The 19,083-nt window shown below is 74.1% G+C and carries 16 protein-coding genes; 4 read left to right on the top strand and 12 right to left on the bottom strand.

All coding sequences use genetic code 11. The annotated features are described in order from the left end of the window. The first annotated feature begins 107 nt into the window (after nucleotides 1-107). Nucleotides 108-971 (top strand): helix-turn-helix domain-containing protein, encoded by an 864-nt coding sequence (locus ACFC8N_RS17805; RefSeq protein ID WP_376288716.1) that lies wholly within the window; start codon nucleotides 108-110, stop codon nucleotides 969-971. 186 nt (nucleotides 972-1,157) lie between these two features. Here the strand turns inward: ACFC8N_RS17805 and dnaK are convergent, their stop codons facing one another. From dnaK to ACFC8N_RS17825, 4 genes are all read right to left on the bottom strand, one after another. Then, complete coding sequence (dnaK, locus tag ACFC8N_RS17810) at nucleotides 1,158-3,026, bottom strand: molecular chaperone DnaK (RefSeq protein ID WP_376288717.1); 1,869 nt, start codon at nucleotides 3,024-3,026, stop codon at nucleotides 1,158-1,160. 174 nt (nucleotides 3,027-3,200) lie between these two features. Then, the gene (locus tag ACFC8N_RS17815) at nucleotides 3,201-3,626 is read right to left on the bottom strand and encodes an OsmC family protein (RefSeq protein ID WP_356030487.1); all 426 of its coding nucleotides are present in this window, start codon (nucleotides 3,624-3,626) and stop codon (nucleotides 3,201-3,203) included. A 157-nt stretch (nucleotides 3,627-3,783) separates the two neighbouring features. Beyond that, nucleotides 3,784-6,084: an alkaline phosphatase family protein gene (locus ACFC8N_RS17820; RefSeq protein WP_376288786.1), complete on the bottom strand. Its 2,301-nt coding sequence runs from the start codon at nucleotides 6,082-6,084 to the stop codon at nucleotides 3,784-3,786. Between the two features lie 192 nt (nucleotides 6,085-6,276). After that, nucleotides 6,277-6,708, bottom strand: coding sequence for a hypothetical protein (locus tag ACFC8N_RS17825; protein ID WP_356030488.1), 432 nt, complete (start codon nucleotides 6,706-6,708; stop codon nucleotides 6,277-6,279). An 86-nt stretch (nucleotides 6,709-6,794) separates the two neighbouring features. On the opposite strand from ACFC8N_RS17825, the gene ACFC8N_RS17830 reads away from it, so the two are divergent. After that, the gene (locus tag ACFC8N_RS17830) at nucleotides 6,795-7,568 is read left to right on the top strand and encodes an MBL fold metallo-hydrolase (RefSeq protein WP_376288718.1); all 774 of its coding nucleotides are present in this window, start codon (nucleotides 6,795-6,797) and stop codon (nucleotides 7,566-7,568) included. A gap of 2 nt (nucleotides 7,569-7,570) precedes the next feature. After that, nucleotides 7,571-8,206 carry a DedA family protein gene (locus ACFC8N_RS17835; RefSeq protein WP_376288787.1) on the top strand — a complete coding sequence of 212 codons (636 nt, stop codon included), beginning with the start codon at nucleotides 7,571-7,573 and terminating at the stop codon, nucleotides 8,204-8,206. Between the two features lie 27 nt (nucleotides 8,207-8,233). Here ACFC8N_RS17835 and ACFC8N_RS17840 read toward each other — a convergent pair whose 3' ends face one another. The 6 genes from ACFC8N_RS17840 to ACFC8N_RS17865 all read right to left on the bottom strand — a co-directional run bounded on the left by ACFC8N_RS17840 (nucleotide 8,234) and on the right by ACFC8N_RS17865 (nucleotide 15,152). Next, entirely contained in the window at nucleotides 8,234-9,412 is a 1,179-nt protein-coding gene (locus ACFC8N_RS17840) for an MBL fold metallo-hydrolase (protein WP_376288719.1), read from the bottom strand. Next, entirely contained in the window at nucleotides 9,409-10,665 is a 1,257-nt protein-coding gene (locus ACFC8N_RS17845; RefSeq protein ID WP_376288720.1) for an aminotransferase class I/II-fold pyridoxal phosphate-dependent enzyme, read from the bottom strand. Before ACFC8N_RS17845 ends, ACFC8N_RS17840 begins: the two co-directional genes overlap by 4 nt. Nucleotides 10,666-10,833: 168 nt before the next feature. Further along, complete coding sequence (locus tag ACFC8N_RS17850) at nucleotides 10,834-11,886, bottom strand: hypothetical protein (RefSeq protein WP_376288721.1); 1,053 nt, start codon at nucleotides 11,884-11,886, stop codon at nucleotides 10,834-10,836. Nucleotides 11,887-12,400: 514 nt separating this feature from the next. After that, nucleotides 12,401-12,658, bottom strand: a complete 258-nt coding sequence (locus ACFC8N_RS17855; protein ID WP_376288722.1) for a DUF6158 family protein — start codon at nucleotides 12,656-12,658, stop codon at nucleotides 12,401-12,403. Between the two features lie 146 nt (nucleotides 12,659-12,804). Next, nucleotides 12,805-14,424, bottom strand: coding sequence for an ABC-F family ATP-binding cassette domain-containing protein (locus tag ACFC8N_RS17860; RefSeq protein WP_376288723.1), 1,620 nt, complete (start codon nucleotides 14,422-14,424; stop codon nucleotides 12,805-12,807). Between the two features lie 71 nt (nucleotides 14,425-14,495). Continuing rightward, on the bottom strand, nucleotides 14,496-15,152 hold the full coding sequence (locus tag ACFC8N_RS17865; protein ID WP_376288724.1) for a histidine phosphatase family protein: 657 nt from the start codon (nucleotides 15,150-15,152) through the stop codon (nucleotides 14,496-14,498). A 271-nt stretch (nucleotides 15,153-15,423) separates the two neighbouring features. On the opposite strand from ACFC8N_RS17865, the gene ACFC8N_RS17870 reads away from it, so the two are divergent. Continuing rightward, nucleotides 15,424-16,245: a class I SAM-dependent methyltransferase gene (locus ACFC8N_RS17870; RefSeq protein ID WP_376288725.1), complete on the top strand. Its 822-nt coding sequence runs from the start codon at nucleotides 15,424-15,426 to the stop codon at nucleotides 16,243-16,245. Nucleotides 16,246-16,248: 3 nt separating this feature from the next. Here ACFC8N_RS17870 and ACFC8N_RS17875 read toward each other — a convergent pair whose 3' ends face one another. Beyond that, nucleotides 16,249-17,010 (bottom strand): GvpL/GvpF family gas vesicle protein, encoded by a 762-nt coding sequence (locus tag ACFC8N_RS17875; RefSeq protein ID WP_376288726.1) that lies wholly within the window; start codon nucleotides 17,008-17,010, stop codon nucleotides 16,249-16,251. A gap of 100 nt (nucleotides 17,011-17,110) precedes the next feature. After that, on the bottom strand, nucleotides 17,111-18,967 hold the full coding sequence (locus tag ACFC8N_RS17880; protein WP_356030498.1) for a transketolase: 1,857 nt from the start codon (nucleotides 18,965-18,967) through the stop codon (nucleotides 17,111-17,113). Nucleotides 18,968-19,083: the final 116 nt, after the last annotated feature.

Consider the following 19,083-nt stretch of genomic DNA (forward strand, 5'->3'; position numbering starts at 1 on the left):
CCGCTGCCCCGGCGTTCGTCGGCCATCTTGATGCCCTCGGACCCGTGTGCGAGAGGCGATCACGTGGCAGACTGCCCGCGTACTTCGGCGCGTAGGGGAGGCGTGGCGTGAGTGAGCGGCGGGCTGCGCCCACCGTGGGCCAGGTGGTGCTCGGCAAGCGGTTGCAGGAGCTGCGCGAGGCGGCGGCCCTCACCCGGGACGAGGCCGCCCGAGTCCTGCGGGTGGCGTCGGCGACCGTACGGCGCATGGAGATGGCCGACGTCGCCCTGAAGATCCCCTACGTGCAGGTACTGCTGGAGACCTACGGGGTGCCCGAGGAGGAGGCGGCCGCGTTCGTGCGGCTGGCCGAGGAGGCGAACCAGCCGGGCTGGTGGCAGCGGTTCCACGACGTGCTGCCGGACTGGTTCAGCATGTACGTCAGCCTGGAGGGCGCCGCCCGGATCATCCGCTCCTACGAGCCGCACTTCGTACCCGGCCTGCTCCAGACCGAGGAGTACGCACGCGCGGTGATGGAAGCCGGCACGGTCGGGCAGACCTCGCCGCACACCGTGGAACGGCATGTGTCGCTGCGCCTGGAGCGACAGCGGCTGCTGGAGCGGAACGACCCGCCCCACCTGTGGGTGATCATGGACGAGACGGTGCTGCGCCGCCCGGTGAGCATGCGCGGCGAGGTGATGCGCGACCAGCTGGACAAGCTCCTGGAGTTCGCCGGGCGGGACCGGGTCACGCTGCAGATCGCCGAGTTCTCGGCGGGCCCGCACCCGGGGACGTACGCTCCGTTCACGCTGTTCCGGTTCGCCGAGCCGGAGTTGCCGGACATGGTGTTCACCGAGTATCTGACCGGCGCGCTGTACCTGGACTCCCGTCGCGAGGTGGCCGCACATCTGGAGGTGCTGGACCACATGACGGTCCGGGCCGCGTCGGCGCAGCGCACACAGACCCTGCTGCGGGAGTTCCGCGAGGCCCTGTGACCCGCGTCCGGGACCTGCGGCATCCCGTACGGGACCTGTGACATCCCGTACGGACCGCCCCCTGCGGGATCCTGTTGCTCGTATACCTGTTCACGCTCCGGCCGAGGACACGTCTCGTGGCGGACGTGCCGGTGCTCCCCGGCAGCCGGCCCACCCGGAGCGCCGGGGCCGAGGGCGGCTGAGGAGTCAGGCCGCGCCCCCCTTGGTGTCCCTGTCCTCGTCCACGATCTCCGCGTCCACCACGCCTTCCTCACCGGCGGGAGTCTCCTGTTCCGTGGCCGGGCCCGGTTCGCCGGTGCCGGCGGAGGTGTTCGCGTACATGGCCTGGCCCATCTTCTGGCTGACGGTGGCGAGTTTCTCGACGCCGGTGCGCAGTTCGCCGGTGTCCGCGTTCCGGTCCAGGAGGCCCTTGAGTTCCGTGGCCGCTTCCTGGACCTGCGACCTGGTGTCGGCGGGGATGCGGTCCTCGTTGTCGTGGAGGAACTTCTCGGTCTGGTAGACGAGTTGTTCGGCCTGGTTGCGGGTCTCGGCGGCCTCCCGGCGCCGGCGGTCCTCCTCGGCGTACTGCTCCGCCTCGCGCATCATGCGGTCGATGTCGTCCTTGGGCAGGGCGGAGCCGCCGGTGACGGTCATCTTCTGCTCGCGGCCGGTGGCGAGGTCCTTGGCGGAGACGTGCATGATCCCGTTGGCGTCGATGTCGAAGGCCACCTCGATCTGCGGGACGCCGCGCGGGGCGGGCGGCAGTCCGGTGAGGTCGAAGACGCCGAGCTTCTTGTTGTAGGCGGCGATCTCGCGTTCGCCCTGGTAGACCTGGATGCCGACCGAGGGCTGGTTGTCGGTGGCGGTGGTGAAGATCTCCGAACGGCGCGTCGGGATCGTGGTGTTGCGCTCGATCAGCCTGGTCATGATGCCGCCCTTGGTCTCGATGCCGAGGGAGAGCGGGGTGACGTCGAGGAGGAGGACGTCCTTGACGTCACCGCGCAGCACGCCCGCCTGGAGGGCGGCGCCGACGGCGACGACCTCGTCGGGGTTGACGCCCTTGTGCGGGTCCTTGCCGGTGAGTTCGCGCACGAGGTCGGTGACGGCGGGCATCCGGGTCGAGCCGCCGACGAGGATGACGTGGTCGATCGCGGACAGCTCGATGCCCGCGTCCTGCACCGCCTGATGGAAGGGCTGCTTGCAGCGGTCGAGCAGGTCCGCGGTGAGCTCCTGGAACTGGGCCCGCGTCAGTTTCTCCTCCAGGTGCAGCGGGCCCGCGGCGGAGGCGGTGATGTAGGGCAGGTTGACCGTGGTCTCGGAGGACGACGACAGTTCGATCTTGGCCTTCTCGGCGGCCTCCCGCAGCCGCTGCACGGCCATCTTGTCGGCGCCCAGGTCGATGCCGTGCCCGGCCTTGAACCGCTTCGTCAGATGATCGACGATCCGCTGGTCCCAGTCGTCGCCGCCGAGGTGCGTGTCACCGTTGGTGGCCTTCACCTCGATGACGCCGTCGCCGATCTCCAGCAGGGACACGTCGAAGGTGCCGCCGCCGAGGTCGAAGACCAGGACCGTCTGCTCCTCGCCCCGGTCCAGGCCGTAGGCGAGGGCGGCCGCGGTGGGCTCGTTGATGATCCTGAGCACCTTCAGGCCGGCGATCTCCCCGGCCTCCTTGGTGGCCTGGCGCTGGGCGTCGTCGAAGTACGCGGGCACGGTGATCACCGCGTCCGAGACGTCCTCGCCGAGGTAGGCCTCCGCGTCCCGCTTCAGTTTCTGCAGCACCCGCGCCGACAGCTCCTGCGCGCGCAGCCGGGAACCGTCGACCGTACCGCTGTCCGGGAAGCGCCAGGCGGCGTCGCCCATGTGCCGTTTCACCGAGCGGGCGGTGCGCTCCACGTTCGTCACGGCCTGCCGTTTGGCGACCTCGCCGACCAGCACCTCCCCGTTCTTCGCGAACGCCACCACCGACGGCGTGGTCCGCGCGCCCTCCGCGTTGGTGACGACGGTGGGCTCGCCGCCCTCCAGAACGGCCACCACCGAGTTCGTCGTCCCGAGATCGATCCCGACCGCACGTGCCATGATCCGTCCCCTTCCGCTCGCGCCAGGGCGTCCTTCGGCACTCCCAGCACATGACGTGCGTACGGCGGTGTCAATGGCGGGATACCGGATGGCGGACCCCGGACGCGCTCGGTCTGCGGGAACGGCGGTGCCGCGCCCCCGGGACGGGACGCGGCACCGGACGGCGCGGGGGCGTCAGGCCAGCTCGGCCGAGAGCGTGATGGTCGTACCGGCCAGAGCCTGGCTGACCGGGCAGTTCTTCTTGGCGTCCTCGGCGGCCGAGGCGAAGCCCTCCTCGTCGAGGCCGGGGACCTCGCCGCGCACCCAGAGGTGGATGCCGGTGATGCCCTCGCCCGGCTGGAAGGTCACGTCGGCCTTGGTCTCCAGGCGGGTGGGCGGGGTGCCGGCGCCGGTCAGGCCGTGCGAGAGGGCCATGGAGAAGCAGCTGGAGTGGGCGGCGGCGATCAGCTCCTCGGGGCTGGTTTTGCCGTTCGCCTGCTCGGCGCGCGACGGCCACGACACCGGCTGCGAGCCGATGCCGGAGGAGTCGAAGGTGACGGTGCCGCTGCCCGTGAGCAGCTCGCCCTCCCAGACGGTGTGCGCGGTACGCGTGGTGGCCACGGTGGTTCCTTTCGCGGGTGGTCGGTCCCGTTTCCGGGTGCCGTTTCCGGGTTCCGTGTCCCCATCCGATCACATCCGGGCCCGCCGCATGCCGAAGACCGGCCCACACGTGGTGAACGGAAGGTGACGGTGCGTTCCGCCGGGCCTTGCGCGGTGTTCAGGCCGCCTGTTCCTCCTCCTCGGTGACGGTGGTGAGCGGGACCTCGGGGCCGTTCAGCTCGCGCAGCCAGCGGCGCAGTACGTGGTGCACCTGCTCGGCGCCGACGAGTTCCTCACGGTCCGCGGCCGGTGCGGACAGGTCGAGCGGGGAGAGCAGGAACGGGCGGGACTGGGCGCCGCCGAGGCCGCCGTGGGAGCCGATCTGCTCCTCGAAGGCGAGCACCTCGCCGCCGGCCGGGTCGTACGCGGAGTTCACCATGATGTCGGCGGTGTGCGGGAAGGAGTGGGTGCGCCGGACGGCGTCGGCGGCGCCGGGCCCGAAGCCGGACAGCGGCCCGGACGCGTCGTCCAGGTCGGCCAGCGGGACCTCGGCGCCGTGCGCGCCCAGCACCACACCGCCGTGCTCCGCGCTGCGCACCAGCAGGAAGCCGATGCCGGGGTGGTGGGCGAGGGTGGTGAGCAGGGCAGGGTGGCGGGCGTCGATCTCCTCCCGGGTCATGCGGTGGTGCACGTCCGGGAAGGAGATCAGGCCGAGGTTGCCGGAGGCCAGCACGATCGGCTCGGAGCCGGGGGCGGGGCGATCGGGGGGTCCGCCCGCCCGGAGGGTGCGGGCGGGACGGTGCTGCTCGCCCGTCTCCTCCACCGGCCGGCGCAGCGCGGCCCGCACGGCGGCCCGGGCCTCGGCGCCGCTGCGGGTACGTCCCGCGCGGCGCGGCACGGGCAGTCCGCAGCCGGCGCGGACGAGGTCGCCGAGGGTGAGGCCGTAGCGGCCGTGGAAGGTCTCACCGGGGCTCTGGCCGTGGTCGGAGAGGACGACGAGGCGGTAGGGGCGGGGGGCGTGTTCGGCGACCCGCTGGAGCAGGGCGAGGGCGCGGTCGAGGCGTTGCAGCACCTTCTCGGCGTCCCGGCTGTGCGGGCCGGAGTGGTGGGCGACCTCGTCGTAGGCGACCAGGTCGGCGTAGACGGCGGTGCGCCCGGCGAGCATGTCGCCCATCACCGCGGCGACGACGACGTCCCGCTCGACGACGGTGGCGAAGGCCCGCACGAGGGGGTAGAGGCCGCCGCGGCCGACCCGGGGACGCTGTCCGCGCAGCCGGGCCCGGACGGACTGGCCGACCTCGCGGGCGACTTCGGCGCCGAAGGACAGGGCGGTGCGTACGGCGTTGGCGGGGTCGGAGAAGTAGGCGAAGTAACCGGCGCGAGACCGGTTCTCCCTGCCCCGTCGGCGGGCGGCGATGGACAGGACGAGGGCCTGCTCGCCGGCGCCGCCGCTGAAGAGGTTGCCGCGGCTGGCGCCGTCGATGGTGAGCAGTCCGCCGTCGCCGGTGTGCACGGCGGCGCGGCGCTGCAGCTCGGCGGCGCTCGTCGGCCGGTTGCACACCATCACCTCGCCGCGGTCCTTCTCGTACCAGCGGAACGCCGGCACGTCGAAGGTGCTGCCGTGGAGAATGCCGAGCTGGCTGGCGCCGGTCTGGCTGGACCAGTCGGTGCGCCAGGGGGTGAGGCGGTGGGTGGCTGGCGGTGGAGGTGGGGCTGCGGCTGTGGGTGTATGCGATCGACCGTCGACTGTCGACGTTCGACCGTCGGCTGTCTCCTGTCCGCCGTCGACAGGGCGACGGTCGACCGTGGACCGTATACCGTCGACCGGCCGCGCGTCGACCGTCGCATGCATACGGTCGACCAGCCGCGCGTCGACCGTCGATTGCATACCGTCGACCCCCGACGCATCCACCGTCGACTGCACACCGTCGACTGCCGACACGTCAACCGTCGACGGCGCGCTGTCGCCCGTCGCCAGCCACCCGGCCACCGTCGGCATCAGCCCCTTGCCGACCGCCGCCGTCAGGACGTCGTGGCCGACGCCGTCGAGTTGGACGAAGACCAGACCGGGGGTGGTGGGGCAGGGTGGGTCGGATCTGCGGCGGCGGGCGGCGAGGCGGTGCAGGCGGCGGCGGTAGGCCTCGTCGTCGCGTACGGCGAGGGCCGCGCCGGTGGCCGAGGCGACGGCGGACATCACGGCGGCCACGATGACCGCGGTCTCCGGGGCGGCCGCGCCCCGGCCGGAGGGGTTGATGCGCAGGGCGAGCAGCAGCAGGGAGCCGTTGAGGACGAAGACGAGCAGGCCGAGGAAGAGGGCGGGGACGAGGAGCAGGAGCCGGACCAGGAGTGGCCAGACGACGGCCGACAGGACGCCGAAGGCGCCGGCGCCGCAGGCGGCGGTGATGGCGATCCGGGTGGCGCTGTCGCCGTCGGCGGACTGGAGTTGGAAGTCGGGCAGGAGGGCGGCGAGGGCCAGCATGGTGAGGGTGGAGGCCGCCCATACGGTGGTGCTCCGTCCGATCTGACCGGCGACCCGCCGCCACGGAACGCCTCGTACGCCACGCACGCCCTGTCCACCCCACGTCCCGGCCCGCTCGACGGCCGGGCCCCGCTCCACCTTGTCATACCGGTCCGGGGGCGCCGGCCTGTGGCTGTGCGGCTCGGCAACGGCTCAGCGGCCGTCGTAGCCGGCGGTCGGCATGGACAGCCGGCGGTGAACGCGGGCCTTCATCTGGGCGTCGTAGGCCGGTTCGGCGCGGTCGGCCGTCTCCACGCGCACTCCGCGCCGGGCGCATTCGGCGGTGAAGGCCTCGACGGAGGACAGGGCTCGGCGCAGGACGCGCAGGCTGGGGGCGACGAACACGTCGATGCCGGGGCGGACGCCGTCCCACAGGGCGCAGTGGTCGAAGCGCAGGCCGCCGACGAGGAGTTCGCGGGCGACGACGTATCCGTGCTCGGCGGCCCAGCGGGCGCACATGGCGTGCTGGCTGCGGGCGTCGACGAGGAAGGGGTCGGCCTCCAGTTCCTCCAGCGGGGTCAGGCTGGCGATGGCGGTGACCCGTACGGGCGCGGGCATGCCGGAGGCGGCCTGCGGTTGTCCCATGGCGTCCCCCCTCACCTCCGGGTTTCGCCGCCGACCCTACTCCTGCCCGTAGGCTTCGGGGAGTCGCGTGAAGGAGGCGGAAGAAGGTGCCGGTGGAGATCACCTGGTGGGGTCACGCGACCTGCACGATCGAGGATGCGCGCACACGGGTGCTGACCGATCCTCTGTTCGCGCGCCGGCTCGCGCATCTGCGGCGGCGCCGGGGGGACGTACCGCCGGCCGGGGCCCGGCGCGCGGACGTGGTGCTCGTGTCCCATCTGCACGCCGATCATCTGCATGTGCCCTCGCTGGCGTCGCTCGCGCCAGGTACGCGCCTGCTCGTGCCCCGGGGTGCGCCGCGGGCGGTGCCGGTGTTGCGCCGGCTGCGGCAGTTGCGGGTGACCGAGGTGGTGCCGGGGGACGAGGTGTGCGTCGGTGAGGTGCGGATCCGGGTGGTGCCCGCGGCGCACGACGGGCGGCGGTTGCCGGTGGGGCCGCGTCGTGCGCCCGCGCTGGGGTATGTCGTGGAGGGGGAGGCGCGGACGTACTTCGCGGGGGACACGGGGTTGTTCGACGCGATGGCGGAATGGGTCGGGGCGGTGGACGTGGCGTTGCTGCCGGTGGGCGGCTGGGGGCCGTTCCTGGGTGAGGGGCATCTGGATGCGGGGCGGGCGGCGCGGGCGCTGGCCCGGCTGGCGCCGCGGCTGGCGGTTCCGGTGCACTACGGGACGTACTGGCCGATCGGGATGGATGCGGTGCGGCCGCACGAGTTCTCCGCGCCGGGGGACGAGTTCGTGCGGTTGGCGGGGGTGGTGGCGCCGCAGGTGGTGGTGTGCAGGCTGGGGCACGGGGAGAGTGTGCGGCTGGAGGTCGCGCGGTGAGCCTGCCGGTGTCCGCCGGGGTGTGGGCGGCCGCGTCGGCGCCTGCGGTACCGGTGGTTCCGCCAGAGTCGACGCAGCAGGCTATCGGGTATCCGTCGCTGTTCCTGCTGGTGTTGATCGGGGCGCTGGTGCCGGTGGTGCCGACGGGGGCGCTCGTGAGTTCGGCGGCGGTGGTGGCGTTCCATCAGACGGCGCCGTTCTCGTTGGCGCTGGTGTTCGTGACGGCGTCGTCGGCGGCGTTCCTGGGGGACGGGGCGTTGTACTGGCTGGGGCGGCGTGGGATGCGGTCGCGGGGCGGGTCGCGGTGGCTGGAGGCGATCCGGTCGCGGGCGCCGGACGCCGCGCTGGCTTCGGCGAGGGGGAGGCTGGCCGGGCACGGTGTTGCGGTGCTGGTGTTGTCCCGGCTGGTGCCAGCCGGTCGGATTCCGGTGATGTTGGCTTGTCTGATGGCTGATTGGCCGCTCGGGCGGTTCGGCCGGGGGAATGTGGCGGCGTGTCTGGCGTGGACAGCGACGTATCAAGTCATCGGGATCCTGGGGGGTTCGTTGTTCAGTGAGCCCTGGGAGGGGGTTGTGGTGGCGGTGGCGCTGACGGTGGTGGTCAGTGGGGTGCCGAGTGTGGTGCGGCGGTTTCGGTAGCGCTGTCGTGGTGCGGTCGTCTTCGGGCTACGGGTTTGTCGTGGTTTCTCGCGCAGTTCCCCGTGCCGCTGTCGGGGCGTTGTGATGCAGCACCTTTGAGGCGCCGATCGGCAGATCCCACAGGTCTTCCCTCTCCAGTCCCGCTCTTTCCCAGGCCACCCGCACTCTCGTGAGCGGTTCGAGGACCGGTTCGGCGGAGAGGACGAAGGTGCCCCAGTGCATGGGTGCCATGCGGGGGGCACCGAGGTCGAGGGTGGCCTCGACGGCTTCCTCGGGGTCGCAGTGGACGTCGCTGAGCCACCAGCGGGGGTCGTAGGCGCCGATGGGCATGAGGGCGAGGTCGACGCCGGGGTAGCGGCGGCCGATGCGGGAGAACCAGTGGCCGTAGCCGGTGTCGCCGGCGAAGTAGAGGCGCCGGCCGTCGGCGCCGGTGAGGATCCAGCCGCCCCACAGGCTGCGGCAGGTGTCGGTGAGGGTGCGCTTGGACCAGTGGTGGGCGGGGACGAAGTCGAAGCGGACTCCGGCCAGTTCGGCGCCCTCCCACCAGTCGAGTTCGGTGACGTGGGTGAAGCGGCGGCGCCTGAACCAGCGGGCGAGTCCGGCGGGGACGAACAGCGGTGTGGTGCGCGGGAGTCGGCGCAGGGTGGGGGCGTCGAGGTGGTCGTAGTGGTTGTGGCTGATGACGACGGCGTCGATGCGGGGCAGGTTGTCCCAGGGGACGCCGACGGGGGTGATGCGGGCGGGGGTGCCGAAGATACGGCGGGACCAGACGGGGTCGGTGAGGACGGTCAGGCCGCCGATGCGGACGATCCAGCTGGCGTGTCCGGCCCAGGTGACGGCGAGGGCGTGGGTGTCGGGGCGGGGCAGCGGGCCGGGTTCGACGGGGAGCAGGGGGCGGTCGGCGAGGCCTTCGGTGCCGGGGCGCACGGCGCCTTCGCGGGCGAAGCGGGCCATCGCTCTGAGGCCGGGAAGCGGGGCGGTGAGCCGGTCGTGGAACGTCCGTGGCCACACGCGGTGTTCGCCCAGGGGGCGGGGCTCGGCGAGGGGCGGGACGGAGGGGGCGAGGGGTGTCGGTGCGGCCACGGTGACGGCGGTCGTGGCCGGAGGTGCCGCGGGAGACGCGGCAGGCGCGGGGGGCGTGGGCGAGGTCGTCGTGGGCGATCCGGGTCCGTGCGTCTGCTGAGTCTGCTGCGTCTGCTGCGTCATCGAGGAGACTCCCGTCGCTGGGCTTCGTCGCGGAGATCGTCGAGGAGCGATGTCAAGGAGATCAACGCGCGGTGCACGTGCGGCAGTTCCAACGGTGTGGGGGACGTGAGGCATTCCGCGCGTTCGTCGTCGGTGGTGCCGAGCAGGGGGCCGGTGGCGAGGCGTACGCGCAGGGCGGCGAGGTCGTCGCCGAAGCGGTGGCCGCCGGGTGCAGGCATGCCGAGGCGGGTGGTGAGGAAGTCCTCCAACTCCTGGGCGTCGCCTACTCCTTGGGCGGCGAGGGGTGCGCGCAGGGGGCCGAGGTCGGCGTAGAGGTGGCGGCCGGCCTGCGGGGGGCGGGCGAGGGCACCGGCGGCGACGAGCGCGGCGTGCGCGGCGGCGGCCACGCGCGCGTGGAGTCGTACGGTGTGCTCGCGGCGCTCGGTGACGGGCGGGGGTTCGTCGAGGGCGTAGCCGGCCGCGGCGGCGACGGGGGCGGCGACGCGGGCGCCGAGTGCGGTGAGGATGTCGAGCACGCGCGCGTGGAGGTGGAGTCCGGGTCCGGTCGCGGGGAAGCGGGCGACGGCGGCGGGCCAGCCGGGGGGCAGCAGCGAGCCGGCGAGGTCGGTGACGACGGTGACCCGGTCGGGGCGCATCTCGGCGGGGCTGAGCAGGACGGTGTCGTGGGGGTCGTGCAGGGTGTCGCGCCAGGTCTCGTCGCTGACCATGTGCAGGCCTTCGGAGGTGGCGGCTTCGACGGTCTCGTGGAGGAGTTCGGGGGCGGCGACGGTGGCGGTGGGGTCGTCGGCGACGGACAGCACGAGCAGCCGGGGGTCGCCGCCCTCGGTGCGGACCCGGCGGACGGTCTCCAGCAGGGCGTAGGGGTCGGGGACGCCGCCGCTCTCGGCGGGGGTGGGCACGTGGTAGACGGGCCGGCCGAGGATCCGCGCGTAGGGCGCCCACCAGGCGGCGCAGGGGCGGGGTACGAGGACGTCGGCGCCGTCCGAGGCGAGCGCGGCGGTGAGGGCGAGGAGCAGGGCGGGGGCGCCGGGGCCGGCGGCGACCTGGTCGGGGACGGTGGGCAGGCCGCGCCGGGTCCAGTAGCCGCAGGCCGCTTCGAGGAGGCCGGGGGCGCCGCCGACGGGCTGGGCGTCGGTGCGGCGGGCGGCGGCGGCGAGTACGGCGATGAGTTCGGGGAGGACGGGCAGGCCGTCGCCGGGCAGGGGCGGGCCGTAGCGGACGGGGCCGTGGCCCTCGGGGTCCGTCCGCCGCATGTCCGCCTCCGCGCAGTCCGTGATGGGTCGTCGTGGGCTCGTCGTGGGCTGCTGTGCAGTCCGCTGTCCGGGGTCGCGGGGTACGGCGGCCGGCGCGGGAGGGGGGCCGGTCTCCGGTGGGTGTACCCGGCGGGCGGGCGCCTGTGAGCGGTGCGGGCGTTGCCCCGGTCATCCTCCGGTGGGGCGGCCCACCGCGCGCCGGTGGCCGTGGAGCCGGTGGCCGGCCCCGGCGCAGGCGGCGGCGATGAGGACGCCGCCGGCGACGAGGGCGGGGACGGAGCCGGTGAAGCTGCCGCCCTGCCCGGCCTCGACACCGTGCTGCACGCCGGCCGGGGCGCAGTCGTCGCCGTCGCGGGACGGGGTGCCGTGCGACGGGGCGGCGTGCGGGGAGTCGTGCCGGGGGTCGCTGGGCTCGGTGCAGGTATGGGTGTGGGTGTCCGTGTCGGAGCAGGCGCCGCTTCCGGTGACGCCTCCCCTCCCGCTCGCGCTTCCGCTCCCGCTGGTGAGGCAGTCGCGTCCGCCGCTCTGGCACGGTGCGGTGTCGCGGCACGGGGTGCGGTCGGCGCAGGACTCGCCGTCCCGGCAGCCGGTGCTCTCCCGGCAGGAGGCGTCCCCGGGCCGGCACTGGGTGCCGCCGCTGTCGGCGCAGGGTTTGGTTTCGGGGAAGAGCTGGGCCGGGGCCTCGATTGCGCCGGGCAGCGGGTCACTGGCGGGGTCGGGCAGAGGGCCGGCCGCAGCGCCGGCGCCGAACGACGGGCCGGTCGCGCCACCGGACAAGGGGTCGGTGGCGGAGCCGGGCAAGGGGCCGGTCACACCGCCGGACAAAGAGCCGGTCGCGCCACCGGACATTGGGCCGGTCACGCCGCCGGCCGGAGGGCCGGTGGCGCCGCCGGACAAAGGACCGGTCGCGGCGCCGGACAAAGAGCCGGTCGCGCCACCGGTCGTGGGGCCGGTCGCGGCGCCGGACATAGAGCCGGTCCCGCCGCCGGACCCCCCACCGGTCCCGCCGCCGGTCATCGGGCCCGTCATGGGGCCGGTCGCGTTGCCGGGCGGAGGAGGGCCGGTGGCGTTGCCGGGCGAGGTGCCGGTCGTGGTGTCGCAGTTCGCGGCGACGACGGTGGGGAGGGGGCCGGCCGGGGCGGCGGTGGCGGTGGGGCCGGGCAGGAACAGGGCGGCACCGGCGGCGAGGGCGACGGACAGGGCACGGGCGGTGCGGCGCATGGGACGGGCTCCTCGACGGGCTGCGGCGGATCGGCGGACCCGCGTGTACGGCGGGCGCTGCCGGACGGCGCCACGGGCACGGGGCCGGGGGCACGGGGTGTGCCCTGGTTGCCATCACAGCCCGTGCCGCGCCGGACCGCGCGTCGCCGGACCCCATTCGCGGGACGGGGACGCCCAGCCGGGTGACGGGGGCGCGGCGCCTGTTCGGGGCGGTGCGGGGGCGGACACGTGGTGGTAGGGCGCGGTCGGCGGCCGGCAGGGGCGGACGGCCGGCGCCGGTGTCCCTGCCGGGGCCCGGCGAGGAGGCTCTGCCGTGCCGCGGGCCTGCGGTCGCGGGGCGAGGGAGCGGCCGGGCGCGCGGGAGGGGTGCGGCGGTGTCCGGTACGGCACCGCGCGGCGCGGTACGGCGCGGTCGGCGACCGGCGCGGCAGGGTTCCGGCGCGGGCAGGTGGAGGCGAAGGCCGGGCAGGGGCGGCCCCGGGTGTGGGCGCGGGGTGTGGGCGCGGGGTGGCGGTCAGGCGCCGGCGGTGCGCGGGGTCGTGGTCTCGCCGCAGCAGCGGTCGCGGGCGCCCTCGCGGGTGCGGCCCGCGCTGACGAGGCGGCGCGGGTTGCGGCGCAGGTACTCGCCCTCCAGCTGCGCCATGCGCTCGTTGTGGGCGCGCAGCGCGTCGTTGGAGCCGTACAGCAGGGTGTCGTGGCGCGTGCGGTGGATCGTCTCCAGCTCTTTCATGAGCTGCTGGTCGTCCAGTCGGCTGGGGTCGACTCCGGTCATGGTGGTGCCCCGCTCGTCGTGTCCGTGGTCCCGGCCCCGAGCGTGCTGCCGGGAGGATCCCGGGAGGCCGGGGTTCCTGCCATCCACCATACGAAGATCCCGCGCCCTGAGCCTGCGAAGGCCCGGGGGCGCGGGGTGCGGGGGGGTCAGCGGGCGCGTTCGACGCGGCGTTCGTCCCAGACGGGTTCCGGGGTCTCGCGGACGCGGCCGTCGGTGCCGAAGACGAGGTAGCGGTCGAAGGAGCGGGCGAACCAGCGGTCGTGGGTGACGGCGAGGACCGTGCCGTCGAAGGCCTCCATGCCTTCCTGGAGGGCCTCGGCCGATTCCAGGTCGAGGTTGTCGGTGGGCTCGTCGAGGAGCAGCGCGGTGGCGCCGGCGAGCTCCAGCAGGAGGATCTGGAAGCGGGCCTGCTGGCCGCCGGAGAGCCGGTCGAAGGCCTGCTCGGCCTGCTGGGTCAGCTCGTAGCGGCGCAGCCGGGACATGGCCGGGCCCCGGTCCTGGGCGTGTTCCTTCCACAGGATGTCGAGGAGGGTGCGGCCGTGGAGTTCGGGGTGGGCGTGGGTCTGGGCGAAGTGGCCGGGGACGACGCGTGCGCCGAGTTTCCACTCCCCCGTGTGCGCCACGTCGTCGCCGGCGAGGAGGCGCAGGAAGTGGGACTTGCCGGAGCCGTTGGAGCCGAGGACCGCGACCCGTTCGCCGTAGAAGACCTCCAGGTCGAAGGGTTTCATCAGGCCCGTCAGTTCAAGTCCCTTGCAGGTGACGGCCCTTACACCGGTGCGGCCGCCCTTGAGGCGCATGGTGATGTCCTGTTCGCGGGGCGGCTCCGGGGGCGGGCCGGCCTCCTCGAACTTGCGCAGTCGGGTCTGTGCGGCGGCGTAGCGGGAGGCCAGCTCGTGGGAGACGGTGGCCGCCTGGCGGAGGCTCAGCACGAGCTTCTTGAGCTGGGCGTGTTTCTCGTCCCAGCGGCGGCGCAGTTCCTCGAAGCGGGCGAAGCGTTCGCGGCGGGCGTCGTGGTAGGTGGCGAAGCCGGCGCCGTGCACCCAGGCGTCGGCGCCGGCCGGGCCCGGTTCGACGGAGATGATCTTCTCGGCGGCGCGGGCGAGGAGTTCGCGGTCGTGGGAGACGAACAGGACCGTCTTGCGGGTCTGCTTCAGCTGCTCCTCAAGCCAGCGTTTGCCGGGTACGTCGAGGTAGTTGTCGGGCTCGTCCAGCAGGAGGACCTCGTCGGTGCCGCGCAGCAGGGCTTCGAGGACGAGGCGCTTCTGCTCGCCGCCGGAGAGGGTGCGCACCTGCCGCCACTGGGCCGTGTCGTAGGGCATGCCGAGCGCGGCGGTGGTGCACACGTCCCACAGGGTCTCGGCCTCGTAGCCGCGGGCCTCGGCCCAGTCGGCGAGGGCCTGGGCGTAGGCGAGCTGGGCGGTTTCGTCGTCGACGGTCATGATCGCGTGCTCGGCGTCGTCGACGGCCTTGGCCGCTTCGCGGATGCGGGGCGGGGCGACGGAGACGAGCAGGTCGCGTACGGTCGTCTCGTCGCGTACGGAGCCCACGAACTGGCGCATGACGCCGAGGCCGCCGGTGACGGTGACGGTGCCGCCGTGGGGTTTCAGCTCGCCGGAGATCAGCCGCAGCAGGGTGGTCTTGCCGGCGCCGTTCGGGCCGACCAGGGCGACGGCGGAGCCTTCGCCGACGCGGAAGGACACGTCCCCGAGGAGGGTCCTCCCGTCGGGGAGGTGGTACTCGAGGTGTGCGGCTTCCAGATGTCCCATGACCTGGCATTGTGCGGGGTGGGCGGTGAACAGGGCAAACGCTTATCGGGCGGCGTTCGGTGCCGGGGCGGTCATCGGGCCGCGTCGAGGGGTTCTCCCGTCGGGCCGGGCTCTCCGGCCGGTTCCACCGCGGCGCCCTGCCAGGAGATCGTCTTCCAGCCGTCGGCCGGGGTTCCCTCCAGGACGATCACGCCGGTGTTGTGGAGGGGGCGGGCGGCGGCGAAGGCGACGTCGACGTTGTCGGCGCGGGCGGCGGTCCACAGGCGGATCGCGGCGCCGTGGCTGACGAGGGCGGCGGTGCCGGCGCCGCCGGCCGCGGCCTCGGCGACGACGGCGTCGTACCGGGCGAGGGCCGCCTCGCCGCTCTCCCCGCCGGGGATGCGCCGGGTGGTGTCGCCGGCCGCCCACGCGAAGATGGTGCGCATGTACTCCCGGCCCTCGGTGGACTCGCCGGGCAGCATCTCCAGGTCGCCGGCGGACACCTCGCGGATGCCGTCGCGGACGATGGTTTCGAGGCCCCGGGCGGCGGCCAGCGGGGCCGCCGTCAGCTGGGCGCGCAGCAGGGTGGAGACGTAGAGGGCGTCGATGTGCTCGCCGGCGAGCGCCTCGGGAAGGGCGGCGGCCTGTGCCTCGCCGAGCGGGGTGAGTCCCGGTCCGGGCACGGCTGTGTCCAGGAGGTGGTCCACGTTGGACGGGGTCTCGCCATGGCGGACGAGGAGCAGACGCATGCGGGGCTCTCCCTTCGCGCCGGTCATGCGCCCGGCGCGGACGCACACACGGAAGCGGGCACCTCAGGGTATCCGGACGCGGGCGGGGGCCGGTCCGCCGGGCCCGCGCCCGCCGTCGCGCGGCCCTTGCGCGGCAGCGTCCGCGCACCCATTCTCTGACGCACCGTCAGTCCATGATGCAAAACGACGGTCTCATTATTCGGCCTGCGCGCGTACGGTGATCCGTACCACCGTCGGACCACCGCCGGACCAGAGGTGAAGGGGAACCGCTATGCCGAGAGCACGGGAGACGGCCGTCTACACGCACGGGCACCACGCGTCGGTGCTGCGTTCGCACACCTGGCGGACCGCCGCCAACTCCGCGGCGTATCTGCTCGGTTCGCTGAAGCCGCACATGAAGATCCTGGACATCGGCTGCGGTCCCGGGACCATCACCGCGGACCTGGCGGAGCTGGTCCCCGACGGTCATGTCACCGGCGTCGACCACGCGCCCGGCATCCTGGAGCAGGCCCGGGCCACCGCTCAGGCGCGCGGGCTGGCCAACGTGGACTTCGCGGTCGCCGACGTCCACGCCCTGGACTATCCGGACGACACGTTCTGCGTGGTCCACGCCCACCAGGTGCTCCAGCACGTCGGCGACCCGGTGCAGGCGCTGCGCGAGATGCGCCGGGTGACGAAGCCGGGCGGGTTCATCGCGGTACGCGACGCGGACTACGCGGCGATGACCTGGTACCCGGCGGTGCCCGGCCTGGACGACTGGCTGGATCTGTACGAGCGGGTGGCCCGGGCCAACGGCGGCGAGCCGGACGCCGGGCGCCGGCTGCTGGCGTGGGCGCGGGCCGCCGGGCTGCGGGACATCACCGCGACGTCCGCCACCTGGACGTTCGCCACGCCCGAGGAGCGGGCCTGGTGGAGCGGGCTGTGGGCGGACCGCACCGTGGCCTCCTCCTACGCGGAGCGGGCCGTGCAGGGCGGGCACGCGACCGAGGAGCGGCTGCGGGCGGTGTCCGAGGCATGGCGGGACTGGGGCCGGCGGGAGGACGGCTGGTTCGGCGTGCTGCACGGGGAGATCCTGTGCCGCAAGGAGGCCTGAAGGTCAGCGGGGTTCCTCGCCCGTGAAGGAGTACCGGGTCTCCTCGCCCGTGAAGGAGTACGCGGCCCAGGGACCGGTGAGTTCCACCCGGACTCCCGGTTCCTCGGCCCGCGTGCGGTCCACCAGTTCCACGAACTCCTCGCAGTGCACCCGGGGCACCAGATAGGCCGCGTCGAGCACGTTCCGGGCCGCGTGGCCCGGCGGGGTGCACGCCGGGACGCGCACGCGGCAGGCCTCCGCCCGCCCGGCGAGGCGTTCGTGCAGGGTGCGGACGAAGGCCTCCCCCGGCTCGGCGGCGAAGCCGGGCCCGGCAGGCACACCGGCGCCGGCGGCGGAACCGGGCTCGCGGGCGGATCCGGGGGCGGCCGTCGGCTCCGTGTACACCTTCACGCCCCACTCCACCCGGCCCTCCAGCCGGTCCAGGACCCGGCGGAAGGAGTCCTCGTGGGTCTCCAGCAGCGTGCGCGCCACGCTGTCGTCCTCGCAGACGGTCCCGAGCCGCAGCGGCAGCGGGGTGGTGACCGTGGCCAGCGCGTCGATCACACCGCGGTGCGCGCGGACGGTGGCCGCCAGCCACACCGGGTCCTCCAGGTGGGCCTGGAAGGCCTCCTCGCCGAAGTCGGCCTCGGGCACCGTACTGACGACCGCGACCAGACCGCGGTGGCGCAGCAGGCCCGGCGGGGCGCCCGCGACGCCCGTCAGCTGGGACTGAAGGGGCGTGTCGAAGGGGCGGCAGACGGCATAGACGTAGCGCAGTCCGGCCATGGTCCCTCCTTTGCTCCAGCTCCAGACTGACCCTGCGGCCGCGCCCGCGCCACAGAGGCCGGCGCGGTCCGCCGCGGGCGCCGGCCTGCCGTGTCGCCGCTCAGCGCGCGGCCTTCTCCTCCACCAGCAGTTTCACGGCGTTCACGATGCCCACGGCGTCGATGCCGGCCGCGTTCAGCTGCTCGTCGGGCGCGGCCGAGCCCGGCATGGTGCGCACCGCGAGCCGGACCAGCCGGGGCACGGGCCGGCCGTCGGCGAAGGCCTCCGCGACGGCGTCGCCGAGGCCGCCCTCGGGGTGATGGTCCTCGACGGTGAGCAGGCAGCCGGTCTCGTCGGCGGCCCGGCGCAGGGTCTCGGTGTCGACGGGCTTGACGGAGTACAGGTCGATCACCCGGACCCGGATGCCGTCCTCGGCGAGCCGGTCGGCCGCCGCGAGCGCCTCGGGCACGGTGACCCCGGCCGCGATCACGCTAGCCCGGTCCTCGTCACTGGTGCGCAGCGTCCTGCTGCCGCCGACGGGGAACTCCTCACCGGGCCCGTAGATCACCGGTGTCGCGCCGCGCGAGGTGCGCAGATAGCGGATGCCGTCGAGGCCGGCCATGGCCGCGACCAGGCGGGCGGTCTGGTTGGCGTCGCACGGGTAGAGCACCGTCGAGCCGTACACGCCGCGGAACATCGCCAGGTCCTCCAGGCCCATCTGGGAGGGCCCGTCCTGCCCGATGGCGACACCGGCGTGCGAGCCGACCAGGTTGATCCCGGCGCCGCTGACGGACGCCATGCGCACGAAGTCGTGGGCGCGGGTGAGGAACGCGGCGAACGTGGAGGCGTACGGCAGCCAGCCGCGCGCGGCCATGCCGACGCTGCAGGCGACGAGCTGCTGTTCGGCGATGTAGCACTCGAAGAACCGCTCGGGGTGGGCCTTGGCGAAGGCCTCGGTGCGGGTGGAGTCGCCGACCTCCCCGTCCAGGGCGACCACGTCGCCGCGGGCGGTGCCGAGCGCGGCGAGGGCCGCGCCGAAGGCGTCCCGGGTGGCGACCTCGTCGCCCTCGTCGTAGCGCGGGAGCAGGACCGCCTCGATGGTGCGGTCGCGCAGCGCGGCGGCGGCGGGCGGCTCGCCGACGCGGACGTGGACGTGGCGCGGTCCGCCGAGTTCGGCGACGGCCTCCTCGGGGTGGGGCAGCGGCTTGCCGTGCAGGCCCTCGTGGTCCTCGGCGGCGGCGACTCCCCGGCCCTTGAGGGTGCGGGCGAGGACGACGACGGGCTGCCCGGTGGTGGCCAGTGCCTCGCGGTAGGCCTGGTCGATCTTCTCGATGTCGTGGCCGTCGGTCTCGACGGCGTGCCAGCCGAAGGCCCTGAAGCGGCGGGCGTAGGCGTCGAGGTCATGGCCGTGCCGGGTGGGGCCGCGCTGGCCGAGCCGGTTGACGTCCACGATCGTGATCAGGTTGTCCAGCTGCTCGTACCCGGCGTGTTCGGCGGCCTCCCACACCGAGCCCTCCGCCAGTTCGCTGTCCCCGCACAGCACCCACACGCGGTAGCCGGTGCGCTCCAGGCGTTTGCCGGACAGGGCGATGCCGACGCCGACGGGCAGGCCCTGGCCGAGGGAGCCGGTGGCCGTCTCCACCCAGGGCAGCCGCCGGGGCGTGGGGTGCCCCTCCAGCCGGCTGCCGAGTTTGCGGAACGTGAGGAGTTCGCCGTCCTCGACCGCGCCGGCCGCCTTGTAGGCGGCGTACAGCAGGGGTGAGGCGTGGCCCTTGGACAGGACGAAGCGGTCGTTGGCGGGGTGCTCGGGGCGTTCGAAGTCGTAGCGCAGGTGCTGCCCCAGCAGGACGGCCATCAGGTCGGCGGCGGACATCGAGGAGGTGGGGTGCCCGGAGCCCGCGGCGGCGGAGGCGCGTACGCTGTCGACGCGCAACTGCGCGGCGAGTTCTGCGAGTTCGTCGAGTTCGGCGGTGTTCATGGTTCTCCACGGATCGTTGTGCAGGTCGGCTCACGGGAGGTTTCCCGTGTATCCGTGAGCGCGGCACTCAAACGTCCCGCGGGTCACCCGAACGGCATGGCGGTGTGCGGCCGGCT

The sequence above is a fragment of the Streptomyces sp. NPDC055966 genome (assembly GCF_042269865.1).
Classification (GTDB): domain Bacteria; phylum Actinomycetota; class Actinomycetes; order Streptomycetales; family Streptomycetaceae; genus Streptomyces.